This window comes from Paenibacillus sp. NMA1017 (assembly GCF_058895805.1).
The window spans coordinates 204,062-219,837 of record NZ_JBZXYR010000003.1 but is presented as its reverse complement, the minus strand read 5'-3'; the positions used below and the strand labels follow the sequence as shown (position 1 = coordinate 219,837).

Genomic DNA, 15,776 nt, shown 5'->3' with positions numbered 1-15,776 from the left:
TCATAAGTATCCTTACTTTTGCGGAACACAATAATAGCCTTCTATGACTTCATATTGTATTGGACTTCAGCACCGAGAAGTTCAGACACAGTTTGAGATTGATTACGTCAATATAAATAATGGGCCACACAAATTGTGCAGCCCTTCCAACCTTAACTATGTCATAAGAACCTAGTTATTCGAAGTCACAGGATAGGAGAGTTCTTTTGTCACTCGTGGCCGATAAATATACGAGCCTTTGTATATATCAGAGGTTGCTTCTATCTTCCCTCCTGTAAAAAATGTTCTCGATCCTGCGCTTGCGGATAAAGTAGGTGCGGTTACATACCATTGATTTTCCACTGGATCAGATGTCCAGCTGACAGTGTCATTAGACAACGATAATGACGGTGGGTAGGAAATCTCAACACTGGCTCCATTAAAAGTATAGCTATAGGACATTATCGTTTTATCAGCATTACCCGACCCAGTGTAGTAAGACTGTAGCGTACCACGATTTATCACCATTTGGTTTTGGGTAGCTGGGTAGAGATAAGCATCTTCATTATATCCACTAACGCTCCAGTCAAGTCTCCCTTTATCATCAGTATCTGAACGATTGGCACTCCATGCATATTTAAAGCCTTGTGGTTGTATATCTCTGTTAGGACTAACTAAATTGTCTGCATATGCTGCTATTTCTGCCTTCTGCTTCACTTCTGTAGGAATTGTATAGATAAGATTTCCATTTCCATCTTTCCAAGTTACAAGATCAAACTTTTCACCATTTAGTTCATATTGTTGACTGCTCAATTGTTTCAAACCATCATTTACTCCAACAGAATCTGCATAACTCGAGCTTGGAACCAGGGAAGCGGCTAGGAAAGTTGCGCTACTTAAAACGACAAATAAAAATTTTTTCACAAGATACATCTCCTCTAAATAAATTTATATCAATTTTTAATTGATACCAGACTTTCATTTAGAACTTGTTTTAAATGACTCTTCAACTCTAGTTCTCTAGGTATTTTAAGTTTTAAACTTTTGAGTACATTTATTGCTATAAAGGTAGATAAAGAATCTTCTCCCTGATTACCAAACATAGGGAAACTTCCATTTTGAAGTTGTGTTCTTTTCATGTAGTCTTGCAGTGCTCTCTTATCTATTTTGAAAATTTTAGTTCCAAAGTGTTGCTCTAAATTTAGAGCAGTATCATATTTCTCGATGGAATTCTCCATAGTGCTATATTTATATTTCAATTTATCTAACATATTATTATAGACATTCGCTTCTACAGGATGTTTTCCGGTTTTTTTATAATAGTAATCGTCTATTTGTTTTAAAGACGCAGTATAACCTCCAAAACTTAGAAAGTCTTCATTAGAGCCAGCATTACTCAATGTTAGAGATATTTCTTGTATCCATTGTCCTAAACGTTCAAAGTCGGGATTAATATCGTAATAACTACAAATATCAATAACCATTTTTGTAGAAGACAGATAATTGAGCTTATTGTTTACTCTCTCCCCTGAATAAGAAGGAAAATAACCATCAGGACTTTGGAGATTTAAAATGTAATCAGAAATAGAATTGATATCTTCAGGTTTAATATTTACCTGCTTATTCATTTCTGAAAGTAACCATAGGTTATATAAAGAATTTTGCCCTGATAAGTACGCCTTAACATCAAGTTGTTTTATTTTGCTCGAAAGTTCAGAAAAATTATAGGTTTCTCCCAATAAATCCAACGTCTTTATGGAATAGTGAATATCATATATCAACAAATCACTTATAGTATTTGAAGTTGTATTCTGTGCAATTGTGGGCAGATTAACTTCTTTACTTTTAAAATCCTGGCTTACAGATACAGTTGCAAACGTAAAAACAAGTACCAGCAAAAGTATAATTGTCATTCTTTTATTTAAGAATTTCAATACGACACCCTCACTTAGTTATTTTTTATAAATCACTTTACCTTGACCATCTCGAATATCTACTTCAGTTGGTTTAAAACGTGTATCAGAACTATCACTTATGAAGATATATACTGTTTCTTTAACATCCATTTTTTTTGTCTGTGTACGCTGATTTGGAAAGGTAATAGATATAGTTTTGCCATACATAAGAATTTTCTCACTGTTAATAAAAAGCGCCAAATACGGAGAGCCTCTTTTGCGTCCAATGGTTTGCACTACCTGCTTTTTATCTTCCTGAATCTCTAATTCTCTTACAAATTCCTCTTGTCCATTTACTATAGTTAACATTCCGACTCCGATACGCTTATGATCTTTGTAAGCTATTAGAGAAAATGGCTTGTCTACATTATTTACTATTTTGTAGTTTAGTAACTCAAACTCTTCTTTGCCTGAAACTTTTTTAATTGTATCCTCATTAATGGCGGTGTATTTATCTCTTGTGAAGTAATTTGAAACTACAACAATGAGAACTATACTGATTAGAATAAAAATAATTTTCCATTTGCCTTTATGCATTTTTGCCTCCCTAATATCTAAATTCGAAGTGCAAGATGTAGATTTCTATTTATGTAATCTATCAACTTATTTATCCATATTATAGTGAAAAAAATCCGTATTGTCATTAACTAGAAGACTATACATATACCAATATAAACCAAATAAAATCCCATATTTCTAATACATTATCATTTGTGATACCCATTCACTTACCTTGCTTTACGCTTGAAATGGTAGGAATCTTATAATGTTTGAATCTGTACAGATTCCAAGTTTCAAAACAGTATTAATTTCTTTAGAAATATTCACAAAAAAACTTTATGAGAGCATAATTCCTTTTTACATTGACTTTATCAATCAAATAATCAGAGTTAGACGAGCCGTTTTTTTGTTTTCTAGAAAAGATATTCCTCATGTACTTTCACTTTTCCCATAAATACACATGGCATCCTAAAATAAGTATAACCTAAGGAGGGATGTATGATGGGAAGTGAAGAAACTTTGCAACAACGATTGGAGAAGAATCGACAGCGGCTCTATGATTTGCAAGCGAAATATGGACTAGAGCATATCTATGTACTCCGTCAATCTATGGTCTTGGACGAACTGATTAATCAATATAATCAGATATACTATGCAAAATTAAAAAAGCCGATTGCTTGAAGGCAATCGACCGGGCGAGAAACTTGTGGTGGGTCACTCGCCCTTTTATTGTAACATACATGCTAAATAATCCGATTGCCATCTTTATCATTTATTTTTGAGTTCATTCATACAGCAAATACAGATCCAAGCATTCTTAAAGTATGTAAGGTCCTGAAGTTCGCCACATAAAGTGCAGACTTCCCCCGTGCATTGTCGCATGATCAAACCACTCTCCGTCATCCAAAATTCCATGGCTGTATGCTTGCCAATCCCAAGACGCTTCCTTATATCTACGGGGATGACAATCCGACCTAGGCTATCTAAGTCCCTGACCAATCCTACTCGATCCAAAAGAAAACCTCCTTATTTCAAAAATATCAGTAGTTCAAAAATAGGCATAAATGCTTTGAATAAGGAATTATTTATCAACACATGGCGTGAACTGGAAAAAGATCTGCGTTCGACATGGAGAAAATAAAACGCCTTGCCAGGAAAGAAGTTCCCCAGCAAAGCGCATTCGTTACTCGAATCTGATCTCACTCGGTTGTTGATCATTTTCTAAATTGATTGTGGCTTTCTTCTTATGGATTTCAAAAATATTCAGCGTCTTACTGACAGCAGATAGAATTTCATCATCCCCCGGAACGGAGCCTTACTAAAAATTGTTCCTTACCTCATCTATCGAATACTTCTTCGTCAATCATCACTTAACTGAAGGCTTTCTTCACTGATTACGGTTGGAACGATAAGCTCGGGAGTAGTCGTAGTCTTAGCTTGTGTTAAATAGTCTGCTGCCCCCACCATCAGAGCGATGCCGATAAATAGCACGACCCAATTACGATTCTTTTTCATCATCTGTACCTCTCATTCTTCACTGCGCCCGTTCAACCACTTGAACCAATGGAGCAAATGACTGAATCGGTATTCATGCTGTGAAGCATACGTCCATACTTCCGGCTCTTCACCGGGCTCCTTCCAGACGAGCATGGAAAAGTGACCCTCTTCCTCGCTCGCAACCGACAACAGCGAAAGACGATCGTCCCCGAATCGGTATGGAGCCGATTCCACCCAGTAATTCCGCATATCGCTGATCCAGCTGCGGAACTGCTCTGTACCTGCGATCCGCAGCACTTCATCTGGCAGGAGCAGATGCTCGTCGATGTCCTTCCAATCCCCCGCATATCGGTACCGCGCTGCCAGCATTGGACTGAGTGGTCGGATTTTGCCGGGAGCCAACGTAGGCATATAGGCGACGGGAACGACCGGACCGATACTCTGGATAGCATAAGACCGAGCTTCCTCCTCACTCATTCCGTAGGACATAGCCTCCGCGAGGAAATGGTTTCGCCTTACACCAAACTGATGCTGATACTGTGACATCTCATCCTGTAGCTCCAATACCATACCCTCTAATGCATCTGTTCCGATCATTCCCAAACACCTCTCATTCCAAAATATAGTCGTGCAATTCCCGTTGCGCTCGGTACTTTGCCCAATTGAATTCAGGCCAAGCCGATTCTTCTCTCGTCATGCTCGTCAAACGGGCTTGTAAAAACTCATCCAGCACTCCATGTTCCTTACGACTAAAATCAATCAGCAGCGGAATCGCATCTGCCGATAGCTCACTCAAATATTCCTTATCTATCACCGATGTCGTGCGATACCGTTCGAGATTATTTTCAGCAATTCGTATATCAATGCCCACATAGTTCACGACGACATAGGCGACCAGAGCGAGTACAATGTAATATTTCGCCAACGGCAGTTGGCGGAAATGAATGCGCACTGCTGCAATAAGCAGTAACAAGCCCAGAAAAATCATAAACGCGTGTACCAAATAGCGGGTGTACGTATAGCCGTATGCTTCTTCGTACATAACCAGCCGGGTATATCCCGAGTACAGCATCACACCCGAACAACTCACGAGTATGTACAGCAGGCCGCTGTTCATTTTTTGTACTATTCCTGAGCCAAATTCAGTCCACTTCAATACACTGATCATCAGCACAAAGTTGATACCTGTTACCATAACCAACTCCCCGAATCCTCTTCTCGCATATTCGGCATAAGAGGTTCCTTCAGGCAGAGCACCTTCCCATGCACCAAACAGATATCCGAACTGCAACACAACGAACACAACATACACCAGATTCATGACAATCAGCACCGTAGCGGTAATTACAGGATCAAACTTGATCGCAACCGGCTCGTGGTAAGGCACCGTTGGTCGGTCAATCATCACTGAAGAGTGACCATCATACTCGGTGGTTTGGCCATTCGTGCGCTCATCTAACCCGTGCCATGATTGGGTCTCTCTCTGCGTATTACGCGGAGCAGGCTGTACAAATCCCCACAAATAACAGAAGAAACAGAAGGTGAAAAAGCAGGTCCAGATCAGCCGCAGCATGCCATTCCCAAAGGACAGCGTTCCGATCCATTCGGGTACTCCAGCTAACAACTTTTCGAACATCCCATCCGCCGAAGCCAGCAAAGATATGATAATGAACAGTAGCGGCAAGGCAATAAGCAAACCGATTATCACTTTGCCCAATACACGCTTACGCTCATCCTTCACATTCCGAAGGGCTACTGTCTTGACCATCCGAAACGGGGTCACGATATGACGAAAGTTTTGATAAAGCCAATGGCTTAACGCCTGCCCAATAATACCGGGTTCTGACCAGCCATGCCTTTTCTCCCCGAACAGCAGCACCATATGTACGCTAATCAGAGCAGCTATCGCCAGCGCATTTAACACATATAGGATCGGATTATTGAACAGCGCGTATGTCAATGCCAGCATGAAAATGATCACAAACAGCAAACGCCCTATCCATGATTTGAGCTGGAAACGATCTCGATTAAAGGCATACATATAGGCGTAAAACCCAATAACAAAAATTGGCACAGACACGCCCAGCCCATGTCCGTAAAACAGATATTGATGAACCAGCGCCAACACAATTGCGCCAGCAAAGGCGGACAGAAACGACGTTTTCGGCAAAGACGTTCCATTCATCTTGTCATGCATGGTAAATACCTCCACAAATATGCTTTATAACCCTTATTGTAGATGATAAAATAAGAATATAAAGAGAAATTAATTCAAACAAAATTTCCTATTTTATAAAAGCGGCTATGCTTTTAATCAAATATAGGGGAAACGGAGCAACCTTGAATGAAACTCCATGCCCAATTTTTGCGTCTTCACTCACACGCAGCTGACGACAAGGACGAAAACCATACTATAGAGACGACACTGGATGAGCTGGCGGCTATTTTTGACTGTACTCACCGCAACGCCTTGATGATCATTCAGAAAATGGAACAGCATGACTGGATACAATGGACTCCCCGCCGAGGCAGAGGTCGCCGCTCCAGTCTGCGCTTCCTCATTCAGCCGGAAGACATTGCCGTGCAATCCATGATGCAAGCCATAGACCGCCATGATATCAAACGCGCGCTGGATGAAATCCGAGTTCATTCACGCTCCTCCACCATGCAGGAGCATTTGCAAGGCTGGTTGTTGAATTATTTTGGGCATCACGCAGAGGTGCGCAGCGATCAGCAGCAGATCGACACGCTGCGTCTGCCTATTCGCCAGCAGCTCTATACGCTGGACCCGTTGTACTTGAACTGGCTCGCCGAGTCCTTCGTATCCAGCCACGTCTTTGATGGCCTGGCCCGCCGGGCGAACGAAAGCGGCGAGATTTTGCCGGGATTGGCGCACGCTTGGGAGGTGGACACCACTCGTACACAGTGGACCTTTTTCCTGCGTAAAGAAGTGCTGTTTCATAACGGAAAAATACTCACCGCTGAAGACGTCGTCTATACCTTTGAGCGACTGAGTCGGGCCCCGGGAAGAAGACTTTACCATTTTATCGTCCGGCAAATTCAGCACGTCCAGGCATTAAGTCCGACGATGGTACGCTTCGTACTAAAGGAGCCGAACGAGCTATTTTTATCCTTCCTGTGTACCAGCCGGGCTGCGATTGTGCCGCGTGAGCTTAATCAGGTGGGTGAAGCTGCCTTTGGCATCCGCCCTGTCGGTACAGGGGCATTCAAAGTCACGGAAATGAACGAAAGCCTGTGCACACTGGAGGCTTTCGCACCTTATTTTCAAGGTCGGGCTCATCTGGACCGAGTGGAAATTGTCCAACTCCCGTGGGCGACTAAGCTGGACTCGTCGGATACAGAAGACACCGCTTCTTCCTTTCACATTATCCATAATCCCGTATCCGCAGGGGATACGGATACCGCATGGAGCCAGATTCACTCGGCGGCTTCGGTACGCAAATTTATCACATGTAATACACACAAGGATGGACCGCTGCGCGATCCAGAAATACGTGCCCGCATTGTAGCATGTCTGGATCATCGCTCCCTTCCTCCAGCAGTGGATTCATCTAATGATTCGTATGAACCACTGGCGGCACTGCAAATTGCTACCATTCCCGAGTATAAAGCGGACGCAGACCGGGTTGCGGCTCAGCTCGAATCCTGCGGATATACTTGTAACATCGTGGCCGCATCTATGAATGAATTCAAAAGCTCATCTATCCGTATGGAGTCAGACTTAATCATCTTTTCTCTGTTTCGTGACCGTGATGAGCAATTACGCCTGTTTGACTTGTATCTCAATGTTTCCGGGCATGTGGAGCCTCATAGCCGTGTGGATATCGAAAGACTGCTGCGTGAAATTGCACGGGAGGCCGATCATACTGTTAGGGCGCAGCAGTTTGAACATATCGAAACTCGACTCATGGATGAACACCAGCTGCATATTTTATATGAAAAGCCCGTTCAGACGGCCTATCTCCCTTCTGTGCGCGGCGTATCTTTTAACAGTCAGGGCTGGGTGGATCTGCGTCATGTCTGGTTTCCACCTGCTGTACCTCCATCATCCAAGCCTTGAGCCAAGCGGTCCATTCAAGCGCATCGCATGACCAAAAAAAGGTATCCTCTTTTCACAAGAGGATACCTTTTGGGTTACGACAATCCAGACCTTTTCAGGTAGATGGTTCAAGGGATGAAAAAGCCCATCCCCCCAACCCATGACTGTGGACGTCGCTAGGATCTTCCCTAGGGGGGGGAACGGGTGAAAAATTCAATAGGACAAAAACATTAAATGCGAGCAGAGAAAAAACGATCTTTTTTATCATGGATGTACTCTACCTCTCCAAGTAAGTTTTTATATTCCTCTTTGTCCTCAGAAGTGGCAGTATGCCGAAACTTTTCAAATAATCCTACACATTTGATTGTGACAGGATTACCATTCAGCACGACGGAATAGGAAAGGCTCTCGAGCAGGAATTTCATACCTTTGGAATAACGATGTTTGTTGAGATCATAACAAGCCATCTCTGCCAAAAATCGTGCATAGAGATCTGCTGACATTTGCTCCGTATAGGTCCCTACCTTGACATGCTGATCTGCAAATGCCTCAATTTGTTTTTCAAAGCGCTGCAGTACATGATCTACATTAAAATCATAACGGTTGGCCGCTACCATAATTTTATGCAGCCCCACCAGAATTTCACCTTCGTTTTTTTCCAAATAATCTACATACTGTGGAATCACATCCAGGCTGCCGGACATCAATTGATATAAATACCCGTTGGCCTCAGCCCAGTTGCTACAAAGGGCCTTCAAACGCTGAGCTTCTTCCGTATCCTCTTGCACCCAGCTCAAATCAGAGTATAGGGATACAAATTCCAGCGCCTTCTGATAATCCCCGCGCTCATCCCACACCCCGGCGCGCAGCACGTAAGAGTATACAATATACATAAACAAAGGACCCTTAGGTTCCTTGCCACGCTCCGATCTTCTGGTATTTCCGTATTTTTGCTCGTATTGTACCTTGGCTTTTTGAGCCATTTTTTCAGCAAACCATTCTACTTTATCCCAACGCCGCAAGGAGGCATAGGTATTAGCCAAGTCTCTTAAGGCATCCAGTTGGTCTGCTTCACCCAGTCGGTCCACAAAGCTTTCGAAATGTGTGGCTGCCCATAAATTTTCGTCCTGGTCATCACCAACGGTAATCGTAAATAAACGGTATTGGCAGAGCGCCAGACGCTCCGAATGTTGGTACTTCTCACTTTCCGAAACATTTTTATAAATAATTGCCGCAGCCTCAAACTTACCTTCGCTGAATAATTCTTCTGCTGTCTCAAACAATGCTGGGGCGTATATGAGATAGTCCATCATAAACTCCACGACTTGCTTAATACAATCCAGTTTGTTCAGTTCTGCACAGCGATGCAAAAAGGGACGAACCCGTCGCCAATTCGGTGCCGTATTCCGTATAAATTCATCAATGTATAACTCATAGAGGCTCCCTTCTTCAAGCCCCATGCCTGCACCAATCCGATCCAACAGCAGCATCGCAATCGGACGATTACCGTTAATAATGGCACTGATCGTTCCTGCATTAATACCTGTGTTCTCCCCAAACTTGCTAATCGTAATTCCTTCTCGTCTGATGTACTGCTCCAGCTCTGCGCGAATTGTGGTTGTTTCCTTCAAATCAGGCACCCCCAGGGATTACTTGCATGATTACAATACATAAAAAGAAAATTCCCGTGAATATTCCCTTAATTATACAAAAGAAAGCCCACTTAGCCAACCGCTCAAGTAAATTTATATCAAAAAATTCAATAATTCTCCGAATTGCCGTATACTACGGGGAGGTGAGCCGAACAGCTACACCCAATCGGTACACAGGAAAGGATACGACAAATGGACAACACCCCTACCACAGAACAAGAAATTGCACAATGGATGGTCGCGCAGATCCGTGAAGTGGGCACCCTGAAACAAGAAGATGCAATTGCATATGTACGCTCTGAATATGGAGAGCAGTATGTGTTTATAAGCGAGCATGGTCATGTATCTCTGGAAAAAGAAATCAAAAAAGCATTCCGCAAGCTTCATGGTGGCCGAATCGCCTGGGATCGTGACGGATTTCTCTGGGCCTGGACTTAACAAGCAAAAGCATCTGCCCTAGGCAGGTGTTTTTTTAATGATTTATCCATATATCCTCTGGAGTCGGTTAATTTCTTCCTTCACAAACTGTCGGAGTGTTGCAGGCTCCACAACTTCAACCCTGCCTATCCAATCCATAGCATCGCGACAGGCCGCTTCATAACTATACATGTTGACCGTTAAATTGAAATGAGTGCCTTCCTGTACAGACTGGATGATTTCCATTCTTTTCGCTATAATTCCCGCTTGCTTCTTATTCGTTCTGATCAAAACGGGATAGTATTCTTTCTCTGTACAAAGCTGCTTAAACGCGGTTTCTTGCCTCATCCAATGATGTTCCAGCGAAAAATCCACCGGAACCTCAAAGACTTCCGCAGACGGCTGAACCTCCATGATTCGCTCACATTTAAAGGTCCGAATCTCCTGCCCAACTTCACAGAAGGCAATGAGATACCAATCTCCTTTTTTCACCACAAGTCCGTAGGGATGCACATGACGGAAAGAACAGGTTCCATCCGCTTTCTGATATTGAATGGTTATTTTGTGGGACCCCCACACCGCAGCTCTCACAGCCTCAAGACAAGGAATGGCTATACGTTCCGTCCACCACGGCGTATCATCAAAATAAAACCGCGCTTTGGCTTTCTTAATATCGGACTGATACGGGTCTGGCATCGTCTGTTCCAGTTTGAGCAGAGCATTCTTTAACTTCAAACCCGATTCTGTGGGCCCGCCTGTATAAATGCCCATCCCTGTTAAATACAACTGAATGACATCCCCGCCATTCAACTGTTTCAGGTTCGCCGTATAACCCTCCATTAAATAAATTCCGCCCTTCGGGCCGGATGCGGTAACAATCGGAACACCGGCTTCAGCCAGGAGGTCGATATCCCTGTAAATGGAGCGTACAGAGGTTTCCAGTGCCAACGCCAATTCCTTGGCCTTCATTCTCCCTCTAGATTCGATACATAATAAAATCGCGATTAAACGATGCAGTCTCACAATCATACCTCCACAATAGATGGTTAACCCGAATTGAAAAGATGATGCAAAGATTGTTGACACCCTGTTGGCAGTAATAGGTGTGTATCATAGAAGTAAAGGGGTGTAATGGATGATGAATATTGGAATATTGGGGACGGGATTCGGCGCGTATCATGCCTCACTGTTAAACAACCATCCCAAGGTAAACAAAATCATGGTATTTGGAAGGAACGAAGCCAAGCTGCAAAAGCTGAAAGAGGAGCTAAACGTAGAAGTCACACAAAATATAGAGGATATTCTGCTGGACCCAGACGTGGATATCGTCGATCTATGCCTGCCCTCCCACCTGCATAGGTCATATGCTGTGGATGCGCTGAAGCACGGTAAGCATGTATTTTGTGAAACACCCGTTTGCTTTGATCTCGAAGACGCTCTTCTTATGCAACAGGCTGAGAAGCAATATGACAAAAAGATTCTAGTCAACCAGTTCATTAAGTTTGATCCTGCCTATACCTATCTGTATGAGGCATACCACCAACAGAAGTACGGGAAGCTCATTTCCTTATCCTTGAAAAGAGAAACGCCTCCTCTGTGGGGGGATCTTGGACTAAGCTCCATCCCTACTCAGTTCATGATTCATGAACTGGATTTATTGACCTGGCTATTAGGCCCCTGTGACCCATGTACAGTCTGGGGTACAGAGGTGACCCATCCTGAACAAGCACAGGTTCGGGCCTACTTTCAGCATCGGGATACATTCACAGAAGTCATCGCCTCATCCCACATGCCTGGAAGCTATCCATTCACAGTGGCCTATGAAGCTTATTTTGAAAAGGCCAAGCTGGTATTCCATGAAAGCGACGAAAACGATCTTATACCTACCGCATTATATGAGTATACCGCATCAGGACAGCAAAAAATCAACCTCGAATCTGCCAATCCATACGAAAAAAGTTTGGATCATGCACTTGAATGCTTTGGCGGACATTCGGAAAGCCTGATTCCACTGGAATCGGCTGTACAAGCGCTGAAAGTGGCTATTGAGATTAAAAGCAGACTGGGGCAAGTCCAGCGTTAACCCCGTATTTTTTCTTATGCCTGTTCTTATCTACGGAAATCTGCTTCCTAAAAGGAAGCTGTATCCGCAGGCAGGGAAACTTCGTCCGCGTAGTTCGTTGCCATAATCTTGGCTACCCCTGCCGGATCGGTCGTCTGCCCCAACGCCCACATCATTTTCGTCACCAGCGCTTCCGTTGTCATGTCATACCCCGGAATAACACCCTTCTCCAGTACCTTTTGCCCCACCTCGTAAATCGTCAAATCCCCGCCCTCATAAGGACATTGAGTAGTCACGACAATACTCATACCGTCCTTCATCAATTCCTCGATTTTGCTGATCAGGCTTCTTTCTTTAAACGGGACGCCGCCCATACCAAAGCCCTCAATGACGATACCTTTATAGCCCAAGCCCTGAATGGCATCGAAAATCGCCGGATTCGTACCCGGAATCAGCCTGAGCAGAAATACCTCCGAAGCATACCCGTCGTTGTATGGGTGACGAACGCTACCGCGATTCGCAAATACGCCCTCCGTATAGACCACCTTACCGTCCTCCACGAGGCCGATGTACGGATAGTTAATACTCTCAAAAGCGTTATAACTGCGCGTTCTGATCTTCGAACTGCGGCTACCGTTGATAATTTTGCCGTTAAACACGACAAAAACCCCGGCCACCTCGCCACATGCGGTCAGGAATGAGTCGATTACATTTTTTTTGGAATCGCTGTGCTCCGCCAAAATAGAAACCTGCGAACCTGTCACGACGACGGGTTTGTCTACAGTTCCCAACATGAAGCTCAAGGCTGAAGCCGTATAAGCCATTGTATCCGTGCCGTGTGCAATGACAATACCGTCGTATTGATCGAGCGAACGATGTACCATCCGGGCAATAGAAGCCCAATCCTCTGGTTGAGTATTTGTGCTATCAATGCTCATCAGATTATGGGCATCAATCTCGCAAATCTCCTTCAACTCCGGTATTTCCGCCAAAATATTTTCAGCCGATTGGGTCGGTGTCAGGCCGTTTTCCTGATAGGAGGAAGAAATGGTCCCTCCGGTATTAATGAACAAAACCTTTTTCATATGCCAATGTTCCTTCCCGATTACAACTTCACTTTATTGTTCTTAGAATTTATCATGAATAAGGGTGATTAGCTACTTTGCAATGGAAAAGAATTTGGGATATGAGGGGTCAAAAAAGCACGACAAACAAGCGCGGGCTTTCCTTCCTCCTGCGACTTGTCTAACGTGCTTTTTACTATAGGTGCAATAAGTCTACAGCGCTGCACAACCTATAACCCATCCCACGTACTTCTTATGGGGATACAGGCTGCTCTTGTGGCGCTCTCTGTACCAACGCTTTGCCCAGAAACTGCCGTGTCCGTTCTTCCTTCGGATTGGTGAAAAACTGCTCCACAAGTCCCTGCTCCACGATCACGCCATGCTCCATCAGCACAACCCGGTCCGCTACATCTCTGGCAAAACCAAGCTCATGCGTGACAATAATCATCGTATTGCCTTCACTCGCCACCTTTTGAATGACGGACAGCACTTCATCCACCAGTTCAGGGTCAAGTGAGGATGTCGGTTCATCGAACAACAACACCTGCGGATTCAGTGCCAAAGCACGGGCAATCGCAACTCGCTGCTGCTGTCCACCCGAAAGCTGGGCAGGATAATAGGTCATACGATCCTTTAACCCGACCTTTTCCAGAATGCCTTCACTGATCTCCCTCGCCTGCTTACGATCCAGCTTTTTCACACTGGTCAAACCAATCATCACATTGTGGAGTGCATTCAAATTTTTAAACAACTGATATTGCTGAAATACCATTGCCGTTGCCATCCGTAGTCCGAGAATGTCCTTTTTTCCCGCCTTGGCGGCATCAACCTTTACGCCGTCAATTTCAATAACACCACTGGTCGGCTGTTCCAAAAAATTAATACTGCGCAGCAGCGTGGACTTCCCCGATCCGCTTGGGCCCAAAATCACCACGACTTCTCCCTTGCCTACCGTCAGATCTATGCCCTTCAACACGTGATGCTGTCCAAAATGCTTATGAATTTGATGAAGTTGAATCATACCCTTACTCACTTCTTTCGTAAATTCGAATACGCTTCTCCAGCACGACAAGCCCGCGCTCAATAATAATACACACCAACCAGTAAATCAGAGACACCGCAACATATACCTCAAAAAAAGCCAGCGCCCGCGCGCCCATAATTTTTGCCTGTCCCATCATATCGACGACACCAATCATAAAAATAAAAGACGTATCCTTTACTGTACTGATCAGCGTGTTTCCCAAATTGGGCAAAGCCACCGTCAACGCCTGCGGCAATACAATTTTGAGCATAATTTGTGTTTGGCTCATGCCGATGGAATTAGCAGCCTCAAATTGTCCCCGATCGACCGAATGAATCGCCGCCCGAAATGTCTCCGACAAATATCCCCCGAGGTTCAATGAAAATGAGAGCAATGCGAACAGCTCGGGCGGAATGACATAGACATTGAATTGCTGTAAGAATCCATATTCGCTCTGGAAATAATACAAAAACTTGGGTATTCCGTAATATACGAGAAACAGCTGCACAATGAGCGGTGTTCCCCGAATGTACGAGACATACAACGTAGACAATGGTGCCAAGACAGGCACCTTGTATATCCGGATTAAGGCCGTAGCTAACCCGATGATCCCGCCCAGCAGCATGGACACAAACGCAATCCATAAGGTCACGGGGAGATACTCGACGATCTGGGGAAGGCTTTTCAGCATATAATCAAGATCAAACAGCTTTTCCATAGGAACCCCACTTTACCCTTTACATTGTTATTACTGAGGAATAAATTCCCCGCCTGTCCACTGTTCAGACAATTTTTTCAGTGTTCCGTCCGCTTTCAGCTCTTTAATAATCGGGTCGATTTTAGCTTTCAGCTCTTCGCCCTGCTTATCCTTTTTGAACACCAGGTTAATGTTATCGCTTTGCACCGGCTCGCCCACAGCTTCCACCTGCAAGCCTTCCTTCTTGATCGTTGCCGCCGCCATAACCGGATCATTCACATAAGCGTCCACTCGGCCATTTTGCACGTCTTGAAGGTTATCGGACGAAGTACCTGTATCATTGTATTTCAAAATAATTTTATTCCCGTTCTCCGCATTATACTGTTCCAGCAACTGTGTGTAGGAGTCGCCTACCGAGGCTGCTACCTTCTTGCCTTCCAAATCCTTGAGGGAATGAATATCCGTTCTACCCTTTTTCACAATAATAACCGACTGAGCCGAGAAATAGGACTCATCCGAGAACAAATACTTTTTCTCACGGTCAGGATTTTTGGCAACTTCATCTGCGATCATCTGAACTTTATTTGAATCCAGTGCAAGGAATATCGCATCCCAGCCCGAAGGTACAAATTCAATCTTATAGCCGTCCAGCTTCTTGTCGATCTCCTTGACTACTTCCACATCGTATCCGGTCAGCTCGTTTTTATCATTCGTAAAAGCAAACGGCGGGTAGTCATTTTGTGTGCCGACATAGATGACCTTATCCCCCGATGCCGCATCCTTCGAGGAACATCCACTCAAGGCACCCGTTAATAACACAAGAGATAGGCCAATCGCTGCTACCAAAGCAGATTTCTTCATATATGAC

Annotated in this window: 16 protein-coding genes; 4 read left to right on the top strand and 12 right to left on the bottom strand. The window is 44.1% G+C overall.

Features of this window, described 5'->3' with window-relative positions; genetic code table 11:
- Positions 1–171: 171 nt before the first annotated feature.
- The 3 genes from AC5ELV_RS09765 to AC5ELV_RS09755 are packed head-to-tail and all read right to left on the bottom strand — an operon-like array spanning position 172 to position 2,471.
- The gene (locus AC5ELV_RS09765; protein ID WP_493430026.1) at positions 172–903 is read right to left on the bottom strand and encodes a hypothetical protein; all 732 of its coding nucleotides are present in this window, start codon (positions 901–903) and stop codon (positions 172–174) included.
- A 29-nt stretch (positions 904–932) separates the two neighbouring features.
- Complete coding sequence (locus tag AC5ELV_RS09760) at positions 933–1,913, bottom strand: prenyltransferase/squalene oxidase repeat-containing protein (protein WP_493430025.1); 981 nt, start codon at positions 1,911–1,913, stop codon at positions 933–935.
- A gap of 18 nt (positions 1,914–1,931) precedes the next feature.
- Positions 1,932–2,471, bottom strand: a complete 540-nt coding sequence (locus AC5ELV_RS09755; RefSeq protein ID WP_493430024.1) for a hypothetical protein — start codon at positions 2,469–2,471, stop codon at positions 1,932–1,934.
- Positions 2,472–2,936: 465 nt separating this feature from the next.
- On the opposite strand from AC5ELV_RS09755, the gene AC5ELV_RS09750 reads away from it, so the two are divergent.
- On the top strand, positions 2,937–3,116 hold the full coding sequence (locus AC5ELV_RS09750; RefSeq protein ID WP_307350892.1) for an aspartyl-phosphate phosphatase Spo0E family protein: 180 nt from the start codon (positions 2,937–2,939) through the stop codon (positions 3,114–3,116).
- Positions 3,117–3,794: 678 nt separating this feature from the next.
- Here the strand turns inward: AC5ELV_RS09750 and AC5ELV_RS09745 are convergent.
- From AC5ELV_RS09745 to AC5ELV_RS09735, 3 genes are read right to left on the bottom strand one after another with little or no spacing between them, the layout of a single operon-like run.
- Positions 3,795–3,953, bottom strand: a complete 159-nt coding sequence (locus AC5ELV_RS09745; RefSeq protein WP_493430023.1) for a hypothetical protein — start codon at positions 3,951–3,953, stop codon at positions 3,795–3,797.
- 9 nt (positions 3,954–3,962) lie between these two features.
- Entirely contained in the window at positions 3,963–4,529 is a 567-nt protein-coding gene (locus AC5ELV_RS09740; RefSeq protein ID WP_493430022.1) for a hypothetical protein, read from the bottom strand.
- A 13-nt stretch (positions 4,530–4,542) separates the two neighbouring features.
- The gene (locus tag AC5ELV_RS09735; RefSeq protein WP_493430021.1) at positions 4,543–6,129 is read right to left on the bottom strand and encodes a DUF4153 domain-containing protein; all 1,587 of its coding nucleotides are present in this window, start codon (positions 6,127–6,129) and stop codon (positions 4,543–4,545) included.
- Positions 6,130–6,276: 147 nt separating this feature from the next.
- Between AC5ELV_RS09735 and AC5ELV_RS09730 the strand changes: the two genes are divergently transcribed.
- Positions 6,277–8,013: an ABC transporter substrate-binding protein gene (locus tag AC5ELV_RS09730; RefSeq protein WP_493430020.1), complete on the top strand. Its 1,737-nt coding sequence runs from the start codon at positions 6,277–6,279 to the stop codon at positions 8,011–8,013.
- A gap of 209 nt (positions 8,014–8,222) precedes the next feature.
- On the opposite strand, the gene AC5ELV_RS09725 is transcribed toward AC5ELV_RS09730, so the two are convergent.
- Complete coding sequence (locus AC5ELV_RS09725) at positions 8,223–9,623, bottom strand: transcriptional regulator (RefSeq protein WP_493430019.1); 1,401 nt, start codon at positions 9,621–9,623, stop codon at positions 8,223–8,225.
- A gap of 213 nt (positions 9,624–9,836) precedes the next feature.
- Here AC5ELV_RS09725 and AC5ELV_RS09720 point away from each other — a divergent pair, with 213 nt between their 5' ends.
- On the top strand, positions 9,837–10,082 hold the full coding sequence (locus tag AC5ELV_RS09720) for a DUF6953 family protein (protein WP_013312611.1): 246 nt from the start codon (positions 9,837–9,839) through the stop codon (positions 10,080–10,082).
- Positions 10,083–10,124: 42 nt separating this feature from the next.
- Here AC5ELV_RS09720 and AC5ELV_RS09715 read toward each other — a convergent pair whose 3' ends face one another.
- The gene (locus AC5ELV_RS09715) at positions 10,125–11,090 is read right to left on the bottom strand and encodes a helix-turn-helix transcriptional regulator (protein ID WP_493430018.1); all 966 of its coding nucleotides are present in this window, start codon (positions 11,088–11,090) and stop codon (positions 10,125–10,127) included.
- A 106-nt stretch (positions 11,091–11,196) separates the two neighbouring features.
- On the opposite strand from AC5ELV_RS09715, the gene AC5ELV_RS09710 reads away from it, so the two are divergent.
- Positions 11,197–12,144 carry a Gfo/Idh/MocA family protein gene (locus tag AC5ELV_RS09710; RefSeq protein ID WP_493430017.1) on the top strand — a complete coding sequence of 316 codons (948 nt, stop codon included), beginning with the start codon at positions 11,197–11,199 and terminating at the stop codon, positions 12,142–12,144.
- 47 nt (positions 12,145–12,191) lie between these two features.
- Here the strand turns inward: AC5ELV_RS09710 and AC5ELV_RS09705 are convergent, their stop codons facing one another.
- The 4 genes from AC5ELV_RS09705 to AC5ELV_RS09690 all read right to left on the bottom strand — a co-directional run bounded on the left by AC5ELV_RS09705 (position 12,192) and on the right by AC5ELV_RS09690 (position 15,769).
- The gene (locus AC5ELV_RS09705; protein ID WP_493430016.1) at positions 12,192–13,208 is read right to left on the bottom strand and encodes an asparaginase; all 1,017 of its coding nucleotides are present in this window, start codon (positions 13,206–13,208) and stop codon (positions 12,192–12,194) included.
- A 232-nt stretch (positions 13,209–13,440) separates the two neighbouring features.
- Positions 13,441–14,208: an amino acid ABC transporter ATP-binding protein gene (locus tag AC5ELV_RS09700; protein WP_493430015.1), complete on the bottom strand. Its 768-nt coding sequence runs from the start codon at positions 14,206–14,208 to the stop codon at positions 13,441–13,443.
- A 4-nt stretch (positions 14,209–14,212) separates the two neighbouring features.
- Entirely contained in the window at positions 14,213–14,929 is a 717-nt protein-coding gene (locus AC5ELV_RS09695) for an amino acid ABC transporter permease (protein ID WP_013312615.1), read from the bottom strand.
- Between the two features lie 30 nt (positions 14,930–14,959).
- Entirely contained in the window at positions 14,960–15,769 is an 810-nt protein-coding gene (locus AC5ELV_RS09690; protein ID WP_493430014.1) for a transporter substrate-binding domain-containing protein, read from the bottom strand.
- Positions 15,770–15,776: the final 7 nt, after the last annotated feature.